Annotated in this window: 13 protein-coding genes (1 of these 13 running past the window's edge); 10 read left to right on the top strand and 3 right to left on the bottom strand. The window is 66.5% G+C overall.

From position 1 onward, the window contains the following. The 6 genes from XAN126_RS0125430 to XAN126_RS28050 form a co-directional block, all read left to right on the top strand. Window positions 1-828, top strand: the final stretch of a protein-coding gene (locus XAN126_RS0125430; RefSeq protein ID WP_038192833.1) for a M23 family metallopeptidase. It extends 1,149 nt beyond the left edge of the window; 828 of the gene's 1,977 nt are visible here — the last part of the coding sequence; its start codon lies off the left edge, out of view; it ends in the stop codon at window positions 826-828. 191 nt (window positions 829-1,019) lie between these two features. Further along, entirely contained in the window at window positions 1,020-1,946 is a 927-nt protein-coding gene (locus XAN126_RS0125435; protein WP_024281361.1) for a hypothetical protein, read from the top strand. 177 nt (window positions 1,947-2,123) lie between these two features. Further along, window positions 2,124-2,915 (top strand): hypothetical protein, encoded by a 792-nt coding sequence (locus XAN126_RS0125440; RefSeq protein ID WP_155982407.1) that lies wholly within the window; start codon window positions 2,124-2,126, stop codon window positions 2,913-2,915. Window positions 2,916-3,033: 118 nt separating this feature from the next. Continuing rightward, on the top strand, window positions 3,034-3,960 hold the full coding sequence (locus tag XAN126_RS0125445) for a hypothetical protein (protein ID WP_024281363.1): 927 nt from the start codon (window positions 3,034-3,036) through the stop codon (window positions 3,958-3,960). 164 nt (window positions 3,961-4,124) lie between these two features. Next, window positions 4,125-5,402 (top strand): ATP-binding protein, encoded by a 1,278-nt coding sequence (locus tag XAN126_RS28045; RefSeq protein ID WP_081762780.1) that lies wholly within the window; start codon window positions 4,125-4,127, stop codon window positions 5,400-5,402. A gap of 2 nt (window positions 5,403-5,404) precedes the next feature. Further along, a complete protein-coding gene (locus XAN126_RS28050; protein WP_081762781.1) occupies window positions 5,405-6,046 on the top strand; it encodes an RloB family protein in 642 nt (213 codons plus the stop codon). A 147-nt stretch (window positions 6,047-6,193) separates the two neighbouring features. Here XAN126_RS28050 and clpB read toward each other — a convergent pair whose 3' ends face one another. Further along, window positions 6,194-8,836 carry an ATP-dependent chaperone ClpB gene (gene clpB / locus XAN126_RS0125450; protein ID WP_024281364.1) on the bottom strand — a complete coding sequence of 881 codons (2,643 nt, stop codon included), beginning with the start codon at window positions 8,834-8,836 and terminating at the stop codon, window positions 6,194-6,196. A gap of 326 nt (window positions 8,837-9,162) precedes the next feature. Here clpB and XAN126_RS0125455 point away from each other — a divergent pair, with 326 nt between their 5' ends. Genes XAN126_RS0125455 through XAN126_RS0125470 form a run of 4 tightly spaced genes read left to right on the top strand, consistent with a single transcriptional unit; the run spans window position 9,163 to window position 11,972 of the window. After that, entirely contained in the window at window positions 9,163-9,984 is an 822-nt protein-coding gene (locus XAN126_RS0125455) for an MOSC domain-containing protein (protein ID WP_024281365.1), read from the top strand. A 24-nt stretch (window positions 9,985-10,008) separates the two neighbouring features. Continuing rightward, the gene (locus XAN126_RS0125460) at window positions 10,009-10,356 is read left to right on the top strand and encodes a hypothetical protein (RefSeq protein ID WP_029877743.1); all 348 of its coding nucleotides are present in this window, start codon (window positions 10,009-10,011) and stop codon (window positions 10,354-10,356) included. A gap of 14 nt (window positions 10,357-10,370) precedes the next feature. Continuing rightward, entirely contained in the window at window positions 10,371-11,114 is a 744-nt protein-coding gene (locus XAN126_RS0125465) for a pyrimidine 5'-nucleotidase (RefSeq protein WP_029877744.1), read from the top strand. 15 nt (window positions 11,115-11,129) lie between these two features. Continuing rightward, window positions 11,130-11,972: a hypothetical protein gene (locus tag XAN126_RS0125470; RefSeq protein WP_024281368.1), complete on the top strand. Its 843-nt coding sequence runs from the start codon at window positions 11,130-11,132 to the stop codon at window positions 11,970-11,972. 195 nt (window positions 11,973-12,167) lie between these two features. Here the strand turns inward: XAN126_RS0125470 and XAN126_RS0125475 are convergent, their stop codons facing one another. Further along, window positions 12,168-13,526, bottom strand: coding sequence for a sigma-54 dependent transcriptional regulator (locus XAN126_RS0125475; protein WP_029877745.1), 1,359 nt, complete (start codon window positions 13,524-13,526; stop codon window positions 12,168-12,170). After that, the gene (locus XAN126_RS0125480) at window positions 13,523-15,391 is read right to left on the bottom strand and encodes an ATP-binding protein (RefSeq protein WP_024281370.1); all 1,869 of its coding nucleotides are present in this window, start codon (window positions 15,389-15,391) and stop codon (window positions 13,523-13,525) included. Before XAN126_RS0125480 ends, XAN126_RS0125475 begins: the two co-directional genes overlap by 4 nt. Window positions 15,392-15,479: the final 88 nt, after the last annotated feature.

Below are 15,479 nucleotides of genomic sequence, written 5' to 3' on the forward strand. Positions count from 1 at the left end.
GGCCCCGGCATCCGGCTCTATGAGAGCATCTACGAGACCGCGCTGCGCAACGACGTGCCGCGCAGCGTCATCGCCGACATCATCCGCGTCTATTCCTTCGACGTGGACTTCCAGCGCCGGGTGAAGCCGGGCGACAATTTCGAGGTGCTGTTCTCGGATGATCCGGGCGCCTCCAACGACGTGCTCTACGCCGCCCTCACCGTGAACAAGGAGACGCGGCGCTACTACCGCTTCCAGACCACGGATGACGGGCTCGTCGACTATTACGACGAGGACGGAAAGAGCGCGAAGAAGTTCCTGGTGAGAAAGCCCATGACAGGCGGCATCATGCGCTCGCCTTTCGGCTATCGCCGCCACCCCATCCTCGGCTATTCCAAGCTGCACACGGGCGTGGACTGGGCGGACGCCATCGGCTCGCCCATCTATGCCGCGGGCAACGGCACCATCATCTACGCCAACTGGAAATCCGGCTACGGCAAGCACACGGAAATCCAGCACGCCAACGGCTACGTCACCACCTATTCGCACCAGTCGGGCTTCGCCCGCGGCATCCGCGAGGGCGTGACGGTGCGCCAGGGCCAGCTCATCGGCTATCTCGGCAATACCGGCCTCTCCACCGGCCCGCATCTGCACTACGAAGTGAAGATCAACGGCAACTTCGTCGATCCCATGCGCATCCGCCTGCCGCGCGGCCGGGCGCTGGACGGCAAGTTCCTCGCCGAGTTCAGGAAGGAGCGGGAGCGCATCGAGGCCCTGCTCAGCCACGCCCCGGTCCCGCCGAAGGTGGCGAACGCCGGCTCTTCCAAGACGCGCGCCGCCAGCAACTGACCCGCCCTGTTCCGGGCCGCCGCCTCTGCGCGCGGGCCGGAACGCGCTTCATCAAAAGACCGCTGGACACACGAAATGGCGCCGCAGGCGGGGCCGCACTTCGCCACAAACAAAGCTTGACCTTGGGAACGGTTCAGCTACCGCTGCGACCGGTTGAAAGCCAAACCTTTCTCTCCCAGAGGACTGCCCCCATGAGCGGCCCCTTCCGTGGTTCGGTTCGTTCCCTCGCCTGCGCCCTCATCCTCTCCACCGCGCTGCCCGCGCTCGCCGCCGCCGACCCGCTGAGCGACTATGTCGCCGCGCGCGACAAGGCCACGGCCGACGCCCTCGCCGCCGCCAAGGCCGACAAGAGCGGCGACCCCGCCGTCATCAAGCGCGAAGAGGCCGCGCTCAAGGATCTCGGCAAGCGCATGACGGCCCTTGTCGGCCCGGTGAAGTTCAAGGGCCTCGGCTCGCCGGAATATACGCTGCGCGTGCTGACCTACGACGAGAACACCCCCGCGCACGATCTGGGCGGCATCCACTTCGCCGACAAGGATTTCAACACCCGCCTGGTGGTGGCGCCCGAAAGCATCTTCACCGCCTGGCTCGCCACCCGCGCCAAGGATCCGGATGCCCCGAAGGCCTTCGCCTCCGGCGTGAAGGCGGCGGCGGGCACGCCTGAATTCTACACCAACGCCGTTGGCTTCGACGGCGGCTTCTACCAGCCCTATGTCGAACTGCCCGTCGCCGCCGTGCCGGGAGAAACCGCCGTCGCCTGGCTCGGCCTCCAGACCGAGGAGCCCTCCGGCAACACCGCCCCCAACGAGGTCGCCATCGTGCGCATCGGCGGCGGCATGGCCATGGTGGGCGTCGCCATGGTGAAGCTCGGCGACAAGCCGATCCCCGCCTGCGACGCCATCTGGCAGCCCTTCAAGACCAAGGCCGACGCTCTCCAGAAGCAGGTGGAGAAGGACAACAAGGACCAGGACCCGCGCTGGGAGCAGATCACCAAGATCCAGGACGAGGGCTCCAACGCCTATCGCGACTGCTTCATCAAGGAGGCGCCGAGCCAGCCCTTCTTCGCCGCCGCGGTGAAGAAGGCGGAAGCCTTCCTCGCCACCGCGCGCGGGCAGTGAGACCCTCCCGCCCGCATCTGAGCGATCCCCATCATCCGAGGACCTGACATGAGCCGCCCCGACCGCTGCCGCCCGGCCGCAAGTGCCCTTCTTCTTGCAATGGGTTTCGCGATGGGTTTGGCCGGCAGCGCCGGGGCGGCGCCTGCGGATGACTATATCGCAGCACGGGACAAGGCCGTGGCGGCTCTGGCCGCCGCGGAGAAGGGGGGCGCGACCCCCGAGGATCTGGAGAAGCGCGATGCCGCCGCCCGCAAGGCGCTGGAGCAGAAGATGAGCGCGCTCCTCGGCCCGCTTCAGCTCAAGGGGCTCACGGCCAGCTTCTCCCCCTCCACTCTGCTGGATGGCAACATCGAATCCGGCGGGCCGGACGGCCTCCTGTTCGCCGACAAGGATTTCACCACCCGCGTGCTGGTCTCCCCGGAGCCGGTGTTCGCCAACTGGCTGGCGGCGCAGGCGAAGCACGAGAACGCCGCCCCGGCCCTCGGACAGGGGATCGCGGCGGCGACGGGCAGCGAGGAATTCTACACGCTCGCCATCGGCGCCGAGGCGGCCTTCTCCCGCTACATGGAGCTGCCGGTGACGGCCGCCGCGGGCGAGACCGCCTCGGCCGCCCTCGGCCTGTTCAGCCAGGACATATCGGCCAACACGCTGCCCGATGCCGTGGTCGTCACCCGGGTGGCGAACGGCCGGGTCGCCGTGGCCACCACCAATGTGAAGCTGGGCATCAAGTCCCTGCCCGTCTGCGACAAGGCCTGGAAGGCGACCACCGCGAAGGCCGAGGCGCTGCGCGCCGCCGCGGAAAAATCCAAGAAGCAGGACGATCCGCGCTGGGAAGAGGCGAACAAGGCCGACGTGGACGCCTCCAACGCCTTCCGCGCCTGCTTCGCCAAGGAGGCCCAGGGCCAGCCGGTCCTCGCCGCCGCGGTGAAGCGCGCCGAAACCCTGCTCGCCACCGCCCGGGGCCAGTGAGCGCATAGCCCGCGCGGTGCCGGTGGAAGACCGGGGACGCGGCGGGGCCATCCATTGATTTTTACCAATGGCGGCGCAGATTGCGCCGCCATTGTCGTTTCAGCACACGAGAGTCCCCATGACGCGCTCCGATCGCCGCCGCCCCCTCCTCCGGCTGGCTTCGGCCCTGCTCGCGGCGGGACTTCTCGCCGGCGGGCCGGCGCATGCGGGGCCGGCGGAGGACTATATGGCCGCCCATGCCAAGGCCCTGGCGGACGTGGCCGCGGCGGCGAAGGCGGGCAAGAGCGACGGCGAGCTGGACGCGCTCGGCGCTCCGCTGCTGAAAGATCTGGAAAAGCGGATGGTCGCCCTCATCGGGCCCATCGCCTTCAAGGGCACGCAGAAGAAGCCCATCTTCATGCCCTCCTCGCTCAACGCCGAATATCTGGAATCCAAGGAGCCGGACGGCCTGCTGTTCTCCGGCACCAACCTCACCACCCGCTATTTCGTCTCCCCCGAGCCGGTCTTCACCGACTGGCTCGCCGCCCGCGCCAAGGAGGAGGACGCCGACCCCGCGCTGCGCCTCGGCCTCAAGGGGGCCATGGGGACGGAGCCGTTCTATTTCGCCGTGCTGGGCACGGATGCCGCCTTCATCAAATACATGGACCTGCCGGTGACGGCCGGCGCGGGCGAGAGCGTCACTGCCGCGCTCGGGCTCTTCACCCAGTCGGGCCAGCAGAACGACCCGCCCAGCAGCATCGTCCTCACCCGCATCGGCGACGGCCGCGTGGTGGTGGGCACGGCGGACCTCAAAGCCGCCATCAAGCCCCTGCCGGCCTGCGAGAAGATCTGGACCGAGGCCAACACCAAGGCCACCAAGCTCGAGGACGCCGCCGGCAAGACCCGCAACGACGAGGACCCGCGCTGGAAGGAAGCCGAGCAGGTCCGCGAAGCCGGCGGCGACGCCTTCCGCGCCTGCTTCGTCAAGGCCGCCCCAAGCCTGCCGTTCTTCCCGGCGGCGGTGAAGCGCGCGGAGGAGCTGGTGCAGGCGGCACGGGGGAAGTAGGGGGGCGTCAGGCTTTCCAGTAGTCGGCCGCGCCTTGGGGCAGCGTCGCGACGACGCGATGGACTGATAAAAGCCGGACTGGCCCATTTTAAGTCTGGATTACGCGTCAAATTCGCATATAATTGGCTGAAATTTGATATGACCTCCATTTTAGGAGAAATTCCATGCTGCTACGGCTGAGCGCATCAAACTTCCTCTCTTTCTCCGAAGGACAGGAATTGTCCCTAGTGGCGAGCGGGCTAAAAGGCCCGGAAGAAGGCTTACTTCCGATACCCGGAACCGATCTCTTTGCGGTGCCAAGCGCTATAGTCTACGGCGCAAATGCTTCCGGTAAGACGAATTTCGTGAAGTCGCTTCGCTTTATGCGTGCAGCGATTATTGATTCGCACCGACTTGGCCGTCCCGAAGGGGGTGTACCACGCGTGCCCTTCAAACTCGACCCAACGAAGGCAACCGCTCCAACGGTTGTTGAAGCCGATTTCATAGTTGACGGCGTACGTTTTCAATATGGATTTGAATGCGACGATGACAAGTTTCTATCGGAATGGCTCTTTTCCTACCCTGAGGGAAAACGGCGCAGAATGTTTGAGCGCTCTGGCGGAAATGTTGAATTTGGCTCGTTCTTCAAAGGGCCGAAGAAAATTTTGGTCGACCTCATGCGGCCTAACAGCCTCTTCATTTCAACCGCAACCCAGAACGACCACGAAGAGCTTAGCAAGATAGTTTCATTTTTCCGAAACATAAAATTTAGTATAAACTTATCAGTTGCGAAGGAATTAATTAACAATACGTTCAAAAAAGACCAAATTGATAGTCGGACAATCGCATTTTTAACTGCAGTCGGGACGGGAATAACCGGGTATCGTCAGACTGACATTGAAATACCAGATACATTGAGGAATTTTTCTAAAGAATTTTCAGAGCTCGCGCGTAAGCATATGGGGGACTCCGTCTCAGTTGAAGATAACTTATCTGATCGATCTAGCGATGTGGCAATCGAACTCGCCCATGCGGGAGCGGGCGGCGAAACGTGCTATTTTGGGCTCGAAAGAGAAAGCTCGGGCACTCGCAGACTCATTCTATTGATGAACAACATTTTCAAATCTCTTGATAGGGGAAGTGTAATTGTTATCGACGAGCTTGATGCAAGCCTCCACACTCATGCGGCAGAGAAAATAATTTCTTTATTTTCAAATCCAAGTGTTAATAAAAATGGCTCTCAGCTGATTACAACAACCCACGATACAAATTTACTAAATTGTTCATGCCTTAGGCGAGATCAAATTTGGTTTTGTGAAAAAGATTATATAGGATCGTCTCACATATTCCCTCTATCCGATATAAAATCCCGACAAACTGATAATTTCGAGCAAGGCTATCTTGAGGGCAGGTATGGTGCCATCCCGTATTCAGGCAACCTAACATCGCTTTTTGGAGCTTGACGATGCCCGGTGACCGATCACTGAAAAGGCGAGCCGCCTCTCGAAAGCCTAAGATAAAATTCATAATCTACAGCGAAGGCAAAAATACAGAACCCGGTTATTTCTTAGCTCTTAAGAAGAATTTCTTGGGCACCCTCGTCGATCTCGAGATAATCGAGGCCGCGGGGACACCGGCGACGATCGCCGAGAAGGCTCGCCTTCGAGCGAAAGCCTTTTCACGGATCAAAAATCGACAATCCTCATTTGAGGAAAATGACGAAATCTGGGCGGTATTTGATCGGGATGAGCACCCGTTCATAGATCAGGCGCTTCAAATCTGCTACGAATCAAAAGTTAATGTAGCTTTTTCCGACCCATGCTTCGAACTTTGGCTGATATTGCACCATCGAAACTTTGACCGACCAGATGATAGGCATCAAGTTCAGTCCGAATTGGCCAAAATTTGCACAGATTACGATAGCAGACGACATAAAACGACCGACTGCGACAAATTAATGCCTTATTTAATTGATGCAGAAAATAGAGCTTCGACTCAATTATCTCGGCGCGAAGAAGAGGGAGATCCACCGAGACGCCCTTTTACAACGGTTTTTAAACTCACCCGGAACATGCGGAAGGCGCATGACGATTATTGCAAACGTTGAATGCCGAACTGATTAATAGCGAGCTTGATACCACCTCTATATATCCATCTATTTTCTAGTTCTATGCATTTTTCCAACAATTCGAACAAATAACCCCCGGCGCTCGCACGCCGGGGGTCCGTCCTCACACCCTAAACCCCAATCCCCTCAGGCCGCCTGATCCACCTTGGCCGCCTCGCTGGTGAAGGTCAGGTGGCCGTCGGCCAGACCCACCTTCACCTTGGCGCCGTCGAGGATCTCGCCGCCGAGGATCTTCTCGGCGAGGGGGTCCTGCACCAGCTTCTGGATGGTGCGCTTCAGGGGGCGCGCGCCATAGGCCGGGTCGTAGCCCTTGTCGCCGAGGAAGTGCCGCGCCTCGGGCGAGATCTCGATGGTGATCTTGCGATCCTCCAGCAGCTTGCGCAGCCGGCCCATCTGGATGTCCACGATGGTGTCCATCTGGTCCCGCTTCAGGCGGTGGAACATGACGATCTCGTCGATGCGGTTGATGAATTCCGGGCGGAAGTGACGCCGCACGGCCCCCATCACCAAATCGTAGGCCTCCTCGTCGGACACCACCTCGTCGCCCTCGTGGCCCGGCACCTTGAAGCCCATGGGCTGGCGCGGGTCGGCGAGGAATTCGGCGCCGAGGTTGGAGGTCATGACGATGAGCACGTTGCGGAAGTCCACCGTGCGGCCCTGTCCGTCCGTCAGGCGCCCGTCGTCGAGCACCTGCAGGAGGACGTTGAACACGTCCGGATGCGCCTTCTCCACCTCGTCGAACAGCACCACCTGATAGGGCCGGCGCCGCACGGCTTCGGTCAGCGCTCCGCCCTCGTCATAGCCCACGTAGCCGGGAGGCGCGCCGATCAGCCGGCTCACGGAGTGCTTCTCCATGTATTCCGACATGTCGATGCGCACCATCGCCGTCTCGTCGTCGAACAGGAACTCGGCCAGCGCCTTGGTCAGCTCCGTCTTGCCGACGCCCGTGGGGCCGAGGAAGAGGAACGAGCCGATGGGCCGGTTCGGGTCCTGCAGGCCGGCGCGGGCGCGGCGCACGGCGGTGGAGACGGCGGCCACCGCCTCCGACTGGCCCACCACGCGCTTCGCCAGCTCCAGCTCCATGCGCAGCAGCTTCTCGCGCTCGCCTTCGAGCATCTTGTCCACCGGCACGCCGGTCCAGCGGGAGACGACGCCGGCGATGTGGCTGGGCGTCACCGCCTCTTCCACCATGCCGCCGCCGGCCCCGCCCGCCTTCTCGATGTCGGCGAGCTTCTTCTCCAGCTGCGGGATCACCGAATAGGTGAGCTCGCCGGCCTTCTGGTATTCGCCCTGCCGCTGCGCGGTGGCGAGGTCGGCGCGCGCCTGGTCGAGCTTGGCCTTGACGGTGGTCGCCTCGCCCAGCTTCTCCTTCTCCGCCTTCCACTTGGAGGTGAGGACGGAGGCCTTCTCCTCGAGATCCGCCAGCTCCTTCTCGGAGCGCTTCAGGCGGTCCTTGGAGGCGCTGTCGGTCTCCTTCTTCAGGGCCTCCTGCTCGATCTTGCGGCGCATGATCTCGCGGTCGAGGCTGTCCAGCTCCTCGGGCTTGGAATCCACCTGCATGCGCAGGCGCGAGGCCGCCTCGTCCACAAGGTCGATGGCCTTGTCGGGCAGGAAGCGGTCGGTGATGTAGCGGTTGGAGAGAACCGCCGCCGAGACCAGCGCCGAGTCGGTGATGCGCACGCCGTGGTGCAGCTCGTACTTCTCCTTCAGGCCGCGCAGGATGGAGACGGTATCCTCCACCGTGGGCTCGGAGACGAAGACGGGCTGGAAGCGACGGGCGAGAGCCGCGTCCTTCTCCACGTGCTTGCGATACTCGTCCAGCGTGGTCGCGCCGACGCAGTGCAGCTCGCCGCGGGCAAGGGCGGGCTTCAGGAGGTTGGACGCATCCATGGCGCCGTCGGTCTTGCCTGCGCCGACGAGGGTATGCATCTCGTCGATGAAGAGGATAATGCCGCCCTCGGCCGCCTCCACCTCGGAGAGCACGCTCTTCAGCCGCTCCTCGAACTCGCCGCGATATTTCGCGCCGGCGATGAGGGAGCCCATGTCGAGGGAGAGAAGGCTCTTGTCCTTCAGGCTCTCGGGCACGTCGCCGTCCACGATGCGGCGGGCGAGGCCCTCCACAATGGCGGTCTTGCCAACGCCGGGCTCGCCGATGAGCACGGGATTGTTCTTGGTGCGGCGCGCCAGCACCTGGATGGTGCGGCGGATCTCCTCGTCACGGCCGATGACCGGGTCGAGCTTGCCGTCCCGCACGGCCTGGGTGAGGTCGCGGGCATATTTCTTCAAAGCGTCATAGGCGTTCTCGGCGGTGGCGCTGTCCGCGGTGCGGCCCTTGCGCAGGGCCTCGATGGCCGCGTTCAGGGTCTGCGGGGTCAAGCCCGCCTTCGCCAGCATCTTGCCGGCGTCGGTGTCCTTCTCGATGGCGAGGGCCAGCAGAAGCCGCTCGACGGTGACGTAGCCGTCACCCGCCTTCTTGGCCGCCTGCTCGGCGGTCTCGAACACCTTGGCGAGCTGCTGGGACACGTAAACCTGCCCCGAGCCGCCCGACACCTTCGGCAGCTTCTTCAGCGCCGCTTCCACCTCGGCGCGCACCAGCACGGGATTGCCGCCCGCGCGCTGGATGAGGCCCGAGCACAGGCCCTCGGGATCGTCCATCAGCACCTTCAGGAGGTGCTCCGGCGTGAACTGCTGGTTGCCCTCCCGCACCGCCAGCGACTGGGCGGACTGGACGAAGCCTCGCGCGCGCTCGGTATAGATTTCAAAATTCATCTGTCTCTCCTCCTTCCCGCGCCCGGTACCTTCCAAGAAGCATAGGGGGCGCGGCGGGACACGGTCCCGGCATCCCCGGCTACCGTCGCGCAGGCGGAACAAACCTGCGCCGTGCCTCATGTGGGTGTGGCCCCGCGGCAACGGAAGGGGGTGACGAAACGAATTCGAGCCGGCCGGGCCGAACCGCGCCGCCACCGCCCTCCGCTGTGCCGAGGCTAGGTCCGGCGCGCCGCCATCGCCTTGATCCAGGTGAAATTTTCGCCACCCTTGACCGGGCCTGCCCGGCGTGGGACGCGGGAGCCTCCGGACCCGAAGGAGCGCCCCGCATGCCTGTGCCGTCCGTCTCTTCCGCCCCCGCCATCCCGGCCGCCGAGCTGCCCCCCGCCACCGTCACCGCCCTCTACCGCCATCCGGTGAAGGGCCTGTCGCCCGAGGCGCTGGATGCCGTGGAGCTGACCGCCGGCGCCTACTTCCCCAATGATCGCCTCTATGCGGTGGAGAACGGCCCCAGCGGCTTCGATCCGGCCGAGCCCTCCTACCGGCAGAAGACCGCCTTCCTGATGCTGATGCGGGACGCCCGCCTCGCCGCCCTCGCCTCCCGCTATGACGCGGCGACGGCGACGCTCACGCTCTCCCTCGACGGCCACGAAGTGGTGGTGGCGAACCTCTCGACGCCCGAGGGCCGGGCGGAGGTGGAGGCCTTCCTCACCTTCTATATGGCCGAAGAGGCGCGCGGCCCGCTGAAGCTGCTCACCGCGCCCGACGACTTCCGCTTCACCGATTCCCTGCGCTCGGGCTTCCTCTCCTTGCTCAATCTGGAAAGCGTGCGCGACCTCGGCGCGCGGATGGAGGCGGAGCTGGACCCCCGCCGCTTCCGCATGAATTTGCATCTGGAGGGCTGGCCGGCCGGCGCGGAGCTGGAGCTGTCCGGCGCCCGGCTCGATGTGGGCACGGCGCGCATCGCCATCCTCAAACGCACCGAGCGCTGCGCGGCGGTGAACGTGAACCCCGCCACCGCCGCCCGCGACCTCAATGTGGTGAAGGGCCTCGTGTCCGCCTACGGCCACGCTGACTGCGGTATCTATGCCAAGGTGGTGCGCTCCGGCCGGGTTCAGGTGGGCGACACCATCCGCCCCGCCGCCGACTGATCCAACGCTCCCGGGAGAACCGTCATGCGCCTGAAGTCCGCTGTCCTCGCCGCCACCCTCGCCGCGACCCTCATCGTTCCCGCGTCCGCCGCGAGCTTCTCGTGCAACGGTGTCACCGCGCCGGACGAGGTGGCCATCTGCAAGAGCTGCGAGCTCGCCCAGCTCGACGTGAAGATGGCGACGCTCTACGGCGTCATCACCAAGATGGTCGGCATGGGCCAGCGCGGCGCGATCCAGGACGACCAGCGCGCCTGGCTGGTGGAGCGGGCCGCCTGCAAGGCCGACGCGGCCTGCATCTCCGCCGCCTACCAGACCCGCATCCGCGCCATCGAAGGGATGCTCTCCGACATCTATTCCCGCGGCCCGTTCTGAGGCATGGTCCGCCGATGATTTTGCCTTCTCCCGCAGCGCTTTCATCGGCGGCTTTCGATCGCGTCGACACCTGGGTGTTCGACCTCGACAACACTCTCTATCCCGCCCAGCACGACCTCTGGGGCCAGATCGACGCCCGCATGAAGGCGTACATCTCGGACCTTCTCGGCATCGCGCCGGAGGAGGCGTTCCGCATCCAGAAGGACTATTACCGCCGCTACGGCACCTCCCTGCGCGGGCTGATGATCGAGCACGGGGTGGAACCCGCCGCCTTCCTCGCCCATGTGCACGACGTGGACCTCTCCACGCTCGATGCCTCCCCCCGTCTCGCGGCGGCCATCGAGGCGCTGCCGGGCCAGAAGCTCGTCTACACCAACGGCTCCGAGCGCCACGCCCGCAACGTGCTGGAAAAGCTCGGCATGGATGCGCACTTCACCGCCGTCCACGACATCGTGGCCGCCGAATTCCACCCCAAGCCCACCGAGGAGGCCTACGAGCGCTTCCTGCGTGCGCACGGGGTGGAAGCGACCCGCGCCGCCATGTTCGAGGACCTCGCCCGCAATCTGGAAGTGCCGCACCGCCTCGGCATGGTGACGGTTCTGGTGGTGCCCCCCGGCCAGACGGTGGCGGCGCGAGAGAGCTGGGAGTTCGAGGGCCGCGAGGACGCCTATGTGAACCACGTCACGGAAGACCTCGCCGGCTTCCTCGAAACGGTGGCCCGCGACCTGCCCCCGCCGGCGGCGGCCGATCCGGAGTAAAGGGAGGACCACGCCATGGCCGGCGCCACCCGCAGCATCCGCACCCTCACCCCGGTCGAGGTGGGCACCGCCGTGGACTGGGCCGCCCGCGAGGGTTGGAACCCCGGCCTTGCCGACGCCGCCGCCTTCCTCGCGCAGGACACCCACGCATTCCGCGGCCTCTTCCTCGACGGCGCGCTGGGCGCGGTCATCTCGGCAACGCGCTATGCGGGCGGCTTCGCCTTCATCGGCTTCTACATCTGCCGTCCGGACCTGCGCGGCGAGGGCCATGGCCTCGCATTGTGGCAGGACACCTTCCGCACGCTCGACGGACCGGTGGGGCTGGATGCGGTGGTGGAGCAACAGGGCACCTACGCCCGCGACGGCTTTAAGCGCGCCTACGCCAATTTCCGCTTCGGCGGCATGGCGCCGGAGGCCGCGCCCCACCCGCGCGTGGTGGACATCACCCCCGCGCACCTCGATGCCGTGACGGCGCTGGACCGCGCCTGCTTCGGCTTTCCCCGGCCGGATTTCCTAAAAGTCTGGCTCGCCCCGCCGCACGGGCGTGCCTGCGTCTTCGCGGATGACGGCTCGGTGAAGGGCTATGGCGTCATCCGCCGTTGCCGGACGGGATGGAAGATCGGCCCGCTCTTCGCCGACGACGCGGCGGTGGCCGGCGCGCTCTTCTCCACCCTCGCGCGCACGGCGGCGGGCGATCAGGTGTTCCTCGACATTCCCGATCCCAACCCCGCCGCCCGCGCCCTCGCCGAGGGGGCGGGGCTCGCCCCAGTGTTCGAGACCGGCCGCATGTATCGCGGCACGGGGCCGGATCTGCCGCTCGATCGCATCTTCGGCATCACCACATTCGAGCTGGGGTAGGGGCGGGGGGCCTCACGGCTTCTTCGCAACCGTCATCGCCCGCCTTGTGCGGGCGATCCACCGAGGAGCCAAGAGGGGTACTGGCCTTCCGGCACCGGACGGGCGGCAGGGTGGATCCCCCGGACGAGCCGGGGGATGACAAGCATCCCGGGGGGCTCCCGATGTCGGGCAATGGCCCGCCTGCACTCCACCCCCTCACCGCCCGCCGCGATAGGACGCCTGGTCGATGCCGTGGCGGCGGAGCTTGTCGTAGAAGGTCTTGCGGGGGATGCCGAGGGCGGCCACGGTGGCCTGCACGTCGCCCTTGTGCGCCTCCAGCGCGGCGCGGATTTCCTGCGCCTCGAAGGCGTCCACCCGCTCCGGCAGGGTGCCCTTGCCGCCGCCGGCCTCGGCCGGAACGGAGGCAGGCTCCGGCTCCACCAGCCCCAGCGCTACGCGTTCGGCATAATGCACCAGCTCGCGCACATTACCCGGCCAGTCGTGTTCGGCGAGATGACGCAGCACGCCGGCGTCCAGCTCCGGCGGCGGCCGGTTGAAGCGCTCCGCCGCGCGGGCGAGGAAGTGGCCGAACAGCAGCGGAACGTCGCCCCGCCGGTCGCGCAACGCCGGGATGCGCACCGAGGCGACGTGCAGGCGGTAATAGAGATCCTCGCGGAAGCTGCCCTGCCGCACCAGCGCCGGCAAATCCACCTTGGAGGCGGCGACCACTCGGATGTCTACCCGACGCGTCTCGTTGGTGCCCAGCGGGGCGATCTCGCGCGCCTCCAGCACGCGCAGCAGCTTCACCTGGAGGGCCGGTGACATGGCCTCGATCTCGTCGAGGAAGAGCGTGCCGCCATGGGCGTGCTCGATGCGCCCCACCCGCTTCTTGAGCGCCCCGGTGAAGGCGCCGGCCTCATAGCCGAACAGCTCGCTCTCGATCACCGTCTCCGGCAGGGCGCCGCAATTCACCGCCACCAGCGGACGGGTGGCGCGGCGGCTCCAGCGGTGGAGGGCGGTCGCCACCACCTCCTTGCCGGAGCCGGTCTCCCCCTCCACCAGCACATCCACGTCCGCATCGGCGATCTGGCGCAGCATCTGCCGCAGCCGCGCCATCACGGCGCTGGTGCCGAGCAGCGGCAGGTCGTCCTGGGTGGTGGCGACGGCGCGCTTCAGCTCGCGGTTTTCCAGCACCAGCCGGCGGCGGTCGAGGGCGTGGCGGATGCTGGCGACGAGGCGTTCGGAGGCATAGGGCTTGGCGAGGAAGTCGTAGGCGCCCTCGCGCATGGCATCCACCGCCATGGCGATGTCGCCGTGACCGGTAATCAGGATGACCGGCAGGTCCGCATCGCGCGCCCTCAGCCGGCGGAACAGCTCCAGCCCGTCGATGCGCGGCATGCGCACGTCGGTGACGACGACGCCGGGGAAGTCCGCGTCGATCACCTCCAGCGCCTCCAGCGCCGAGCCGTAGCCGGCGACCGTGAGGCCGGCGAGCATCAGCGCCTGCACGTTGGCCGCGCGCAGCGCCGGATCGTCGTCGATGAAGGCCACGTCCACCGCGTTGCTTTCCGTCATGCCGTGCCGGCTCCGGTGTCGAGTCCCTGGGCGCGGGGCAGGGTGACGGTGAAGACGGCGCCGCCGTCATTCTCCACCTTCAGCGTGCCGCCGCACTCGGCGATGATGTCCTTGGAAATGACGAGGCCCAGCCCCAGCCCCTGTGGCTTGGTGGTGTTGAAGGGCAGGAAGAGCGCGCCCAGCATCTCCTCCGGCAGCCCGGGGCCGTTGTCGGCGACGGTGACGACCACCGTGTCGGGCCGGGTCTCGACGCGGATGCGGATTTCCCCGTCGCGCCGCGTGCCGATGGCCTCGGCGGCGTTCTGGATTAGGTTCACCAGCACCTGCTCGAGGCGCATGCGGTCGCCCGTCACCGCCACGTCCGGGCGGTCGAGGGCGAGGGCGAGGGCGATGTCGGTCTGCAAGAGGCGGTAGCGCATCAGCAGCAGCGCGCCGTCGATGACCGGGGCGAGCGCCACCGGCTCGATGCGGGCGGCGGACTTGCGGGCGAAGGCGCGCAGCTCCCCGGTGATCGCGCCGATGCGCTCCGTGAGGGCCGCGATGGTATCGAGATTGGCGGCGGCGGCGGCGGGCTCGCCGCGATCGAGGAAGGCGCGGGAATTCTCCGCGAAGGTGCGGATCGCCGCCACCGGTTGGTTCACCTCATGGGCGACGCCGGCGGCGATCTGGCCGAGCACCGCGAGCTTGGAGGCCTGCACCAGTTCGTCCTGCAAGGCGTCGAAGGCGAGGCGGGCGCGGCGGCGTTCCTCCATCTCCGTCACCAGTTGCGCATTGGCGGCGGACAGCTCCGCCGTGCGCTCGACGACGCGGGCCTCCAGCGCGCGCCGCGCCTCGGCTTCCCGCGCCAGCGCCCGGACGCGGCGGCGGCGGCGGGTCCACCACACGCCGGCCGAGCCAAGGCCGACGACACCGGCAAGCGCCGCCGAGGCACGGGCTGCCGTGGTGGCGAGGCGCGTGGTGGCTGATGTGGGGGCGAGCACGGTGAGCGTCCACGAGGTGGAGGGCACGGGCATGTCCACCGCCACGAAATCCTGCGTCGCGTTTCGGCCGGGCAGGCGCAGGCGCAGCACGCCGCCTTCCTCCGGCGAGGGGCCGAGATCGAGGCGCGTCAGCGGCGAATCGCCGAACTGGAGGCTCTCGCGGATGGCGTCGCGCTCCACCGGATCGAGCGCCACGGTGGTGCGGAAGCGGAAGGCGGGCTCCGAGGCGATGAGCACGATGTGCCGCTCGTCGGTGACGAAGGTGGGCTCGGCGAAGCGCCGCCATTCGGCCTCCAGCCCGTCGAACTCGGCCTTCAGAACGAGGACGCCGAGCACCCGGCCCTGCGCCTCCACCCGCTGCGCCAGATAGAGGCCGGGCTTGCGGCTGACCGTGCCGAAGGCGAAATGCTCCGCCCGCCCATCGGCCAGCGCGATGCGGAAATAGGGGCGGAAACCGTAGTCGGAGCCGAGGAAGCTCTCCGGGGTCCGGTAGTTGCTGGCCGCGACCGTGTGGCCCTCGGCATCGATGAGATAGATGACGCCGGTGCGGGCCTGCTCGGCGAGGGCATCAAGCCGCTGGTCGAGGGCATCGAGGCGGGCCGGGTCGGGGGCCTCCAGCGCGCCGCGCACTTCCGGGTCCTGCGCCAGCACCACGGGCAAAGAGCGCTGCTTGTCGATCTCGCTGCGCAGAACCGCCACCCGCAGCGCCGCCGCCGTCTCGGCGGAGGCCGCCACCTGCGCCACCGCCCAGCGCCGCGCCGCATAGTCCGCCACCCGGTCGAGCCCGACCATCAGCGCGAGCGCGGCGAGCGCCGCGCCGCCCACGGTCAGCAGGCGCCGGCGGGAGGGGCGATCAGGGCTCGGCGGGACGCCCGGCTCGGCCACGGGGGCTCTCCTGGTGTGCGGATTTCCGCACAGGTTTTGCCGGCAATGTGCGCCTCACCGCACGCGGAGTCGAGAGGGGCGGCGGGGC

This window comes from Xanthobacter sp. 126 (genome assembly GCF_000526175.1).
GTDB lineage: Bacteria > Pseudomonadota > Alphaproteobacteria > Rhizobiales > Xanthobacteraceae > Xanthobacter > Xanthobacter aminoxidans.

Coding starts and splice junctions, on each gene's coding strand:
- XAN126_RS0125465 (WP_029877744.1), top strand. CDS start 10,371: ATGATTTTGCCTTCTCCCGCAGCGCTTTCATCGGCGGCTTTCGATCGC.
- XAN126_RS0125445 (WP_024281363.1), top strand. CDS start 3,034: ATGACGCGCTCCGATCGCCGCCGCCCCCTCCTCCGGCTGGCTTCGGCC.
- XAN126_RS0125460 (WP_029877743.1), top strand. CDS start 10,009: ATGCGCCTGAAGTCCGCTGTCCTCGCCGCCACCCTCGCCGCGACCCTC.
- clpB (WP_024281364.1), bottom strand. CDS start 8,836: ATGAATTTTGAAATCTATACCGAGCGCGCGCGAGGCTTCGTCCAGTCC.
- XAN126_RS0125475 (WP_029877745.1), bottom strand. CDS start 13,526: ATGACGGAAAGCAACGCGGTGGACGTGGCCTTCATCGACGACGATCCG.
- XAN126_RS0125470 (WP_024281368.1), top strand. CDS start 11,130: ATGGCCGGCGCCACCCGCAGCATCCGCACCCTCACCCCGGTCGAGGTG.
- XAN126_RS28045 (WP_081762780.1), top strand. CDS start 4,125: ATGCTGCTACGGCTGAGCGCATCAAACTTCCTCTCTTTCTCCGAAGGA.
- XAN126_RS0125435 (WP_024281361.1), top strand. CDS start 1,020: ATGAGCGGCCCCTTCCGTGGTTCGGTTCGTTCCCTCGCCTGCGCCCTC.
- XAN126_RS0125455 (WP_024281365.1), top strand. CDS start 9,163: ATGCCTGTGCCGTCCGTCTCTTCCGCCCCCGCCATCCCGGCCGCCGAG.
- XAN126_RS28050 (WP_081762781.1), top strand. CDS start 5,405: ATGCCCGGTGACCGATCACTGAAAAGGCGAGCCGCCTCTCGAAAGCCT.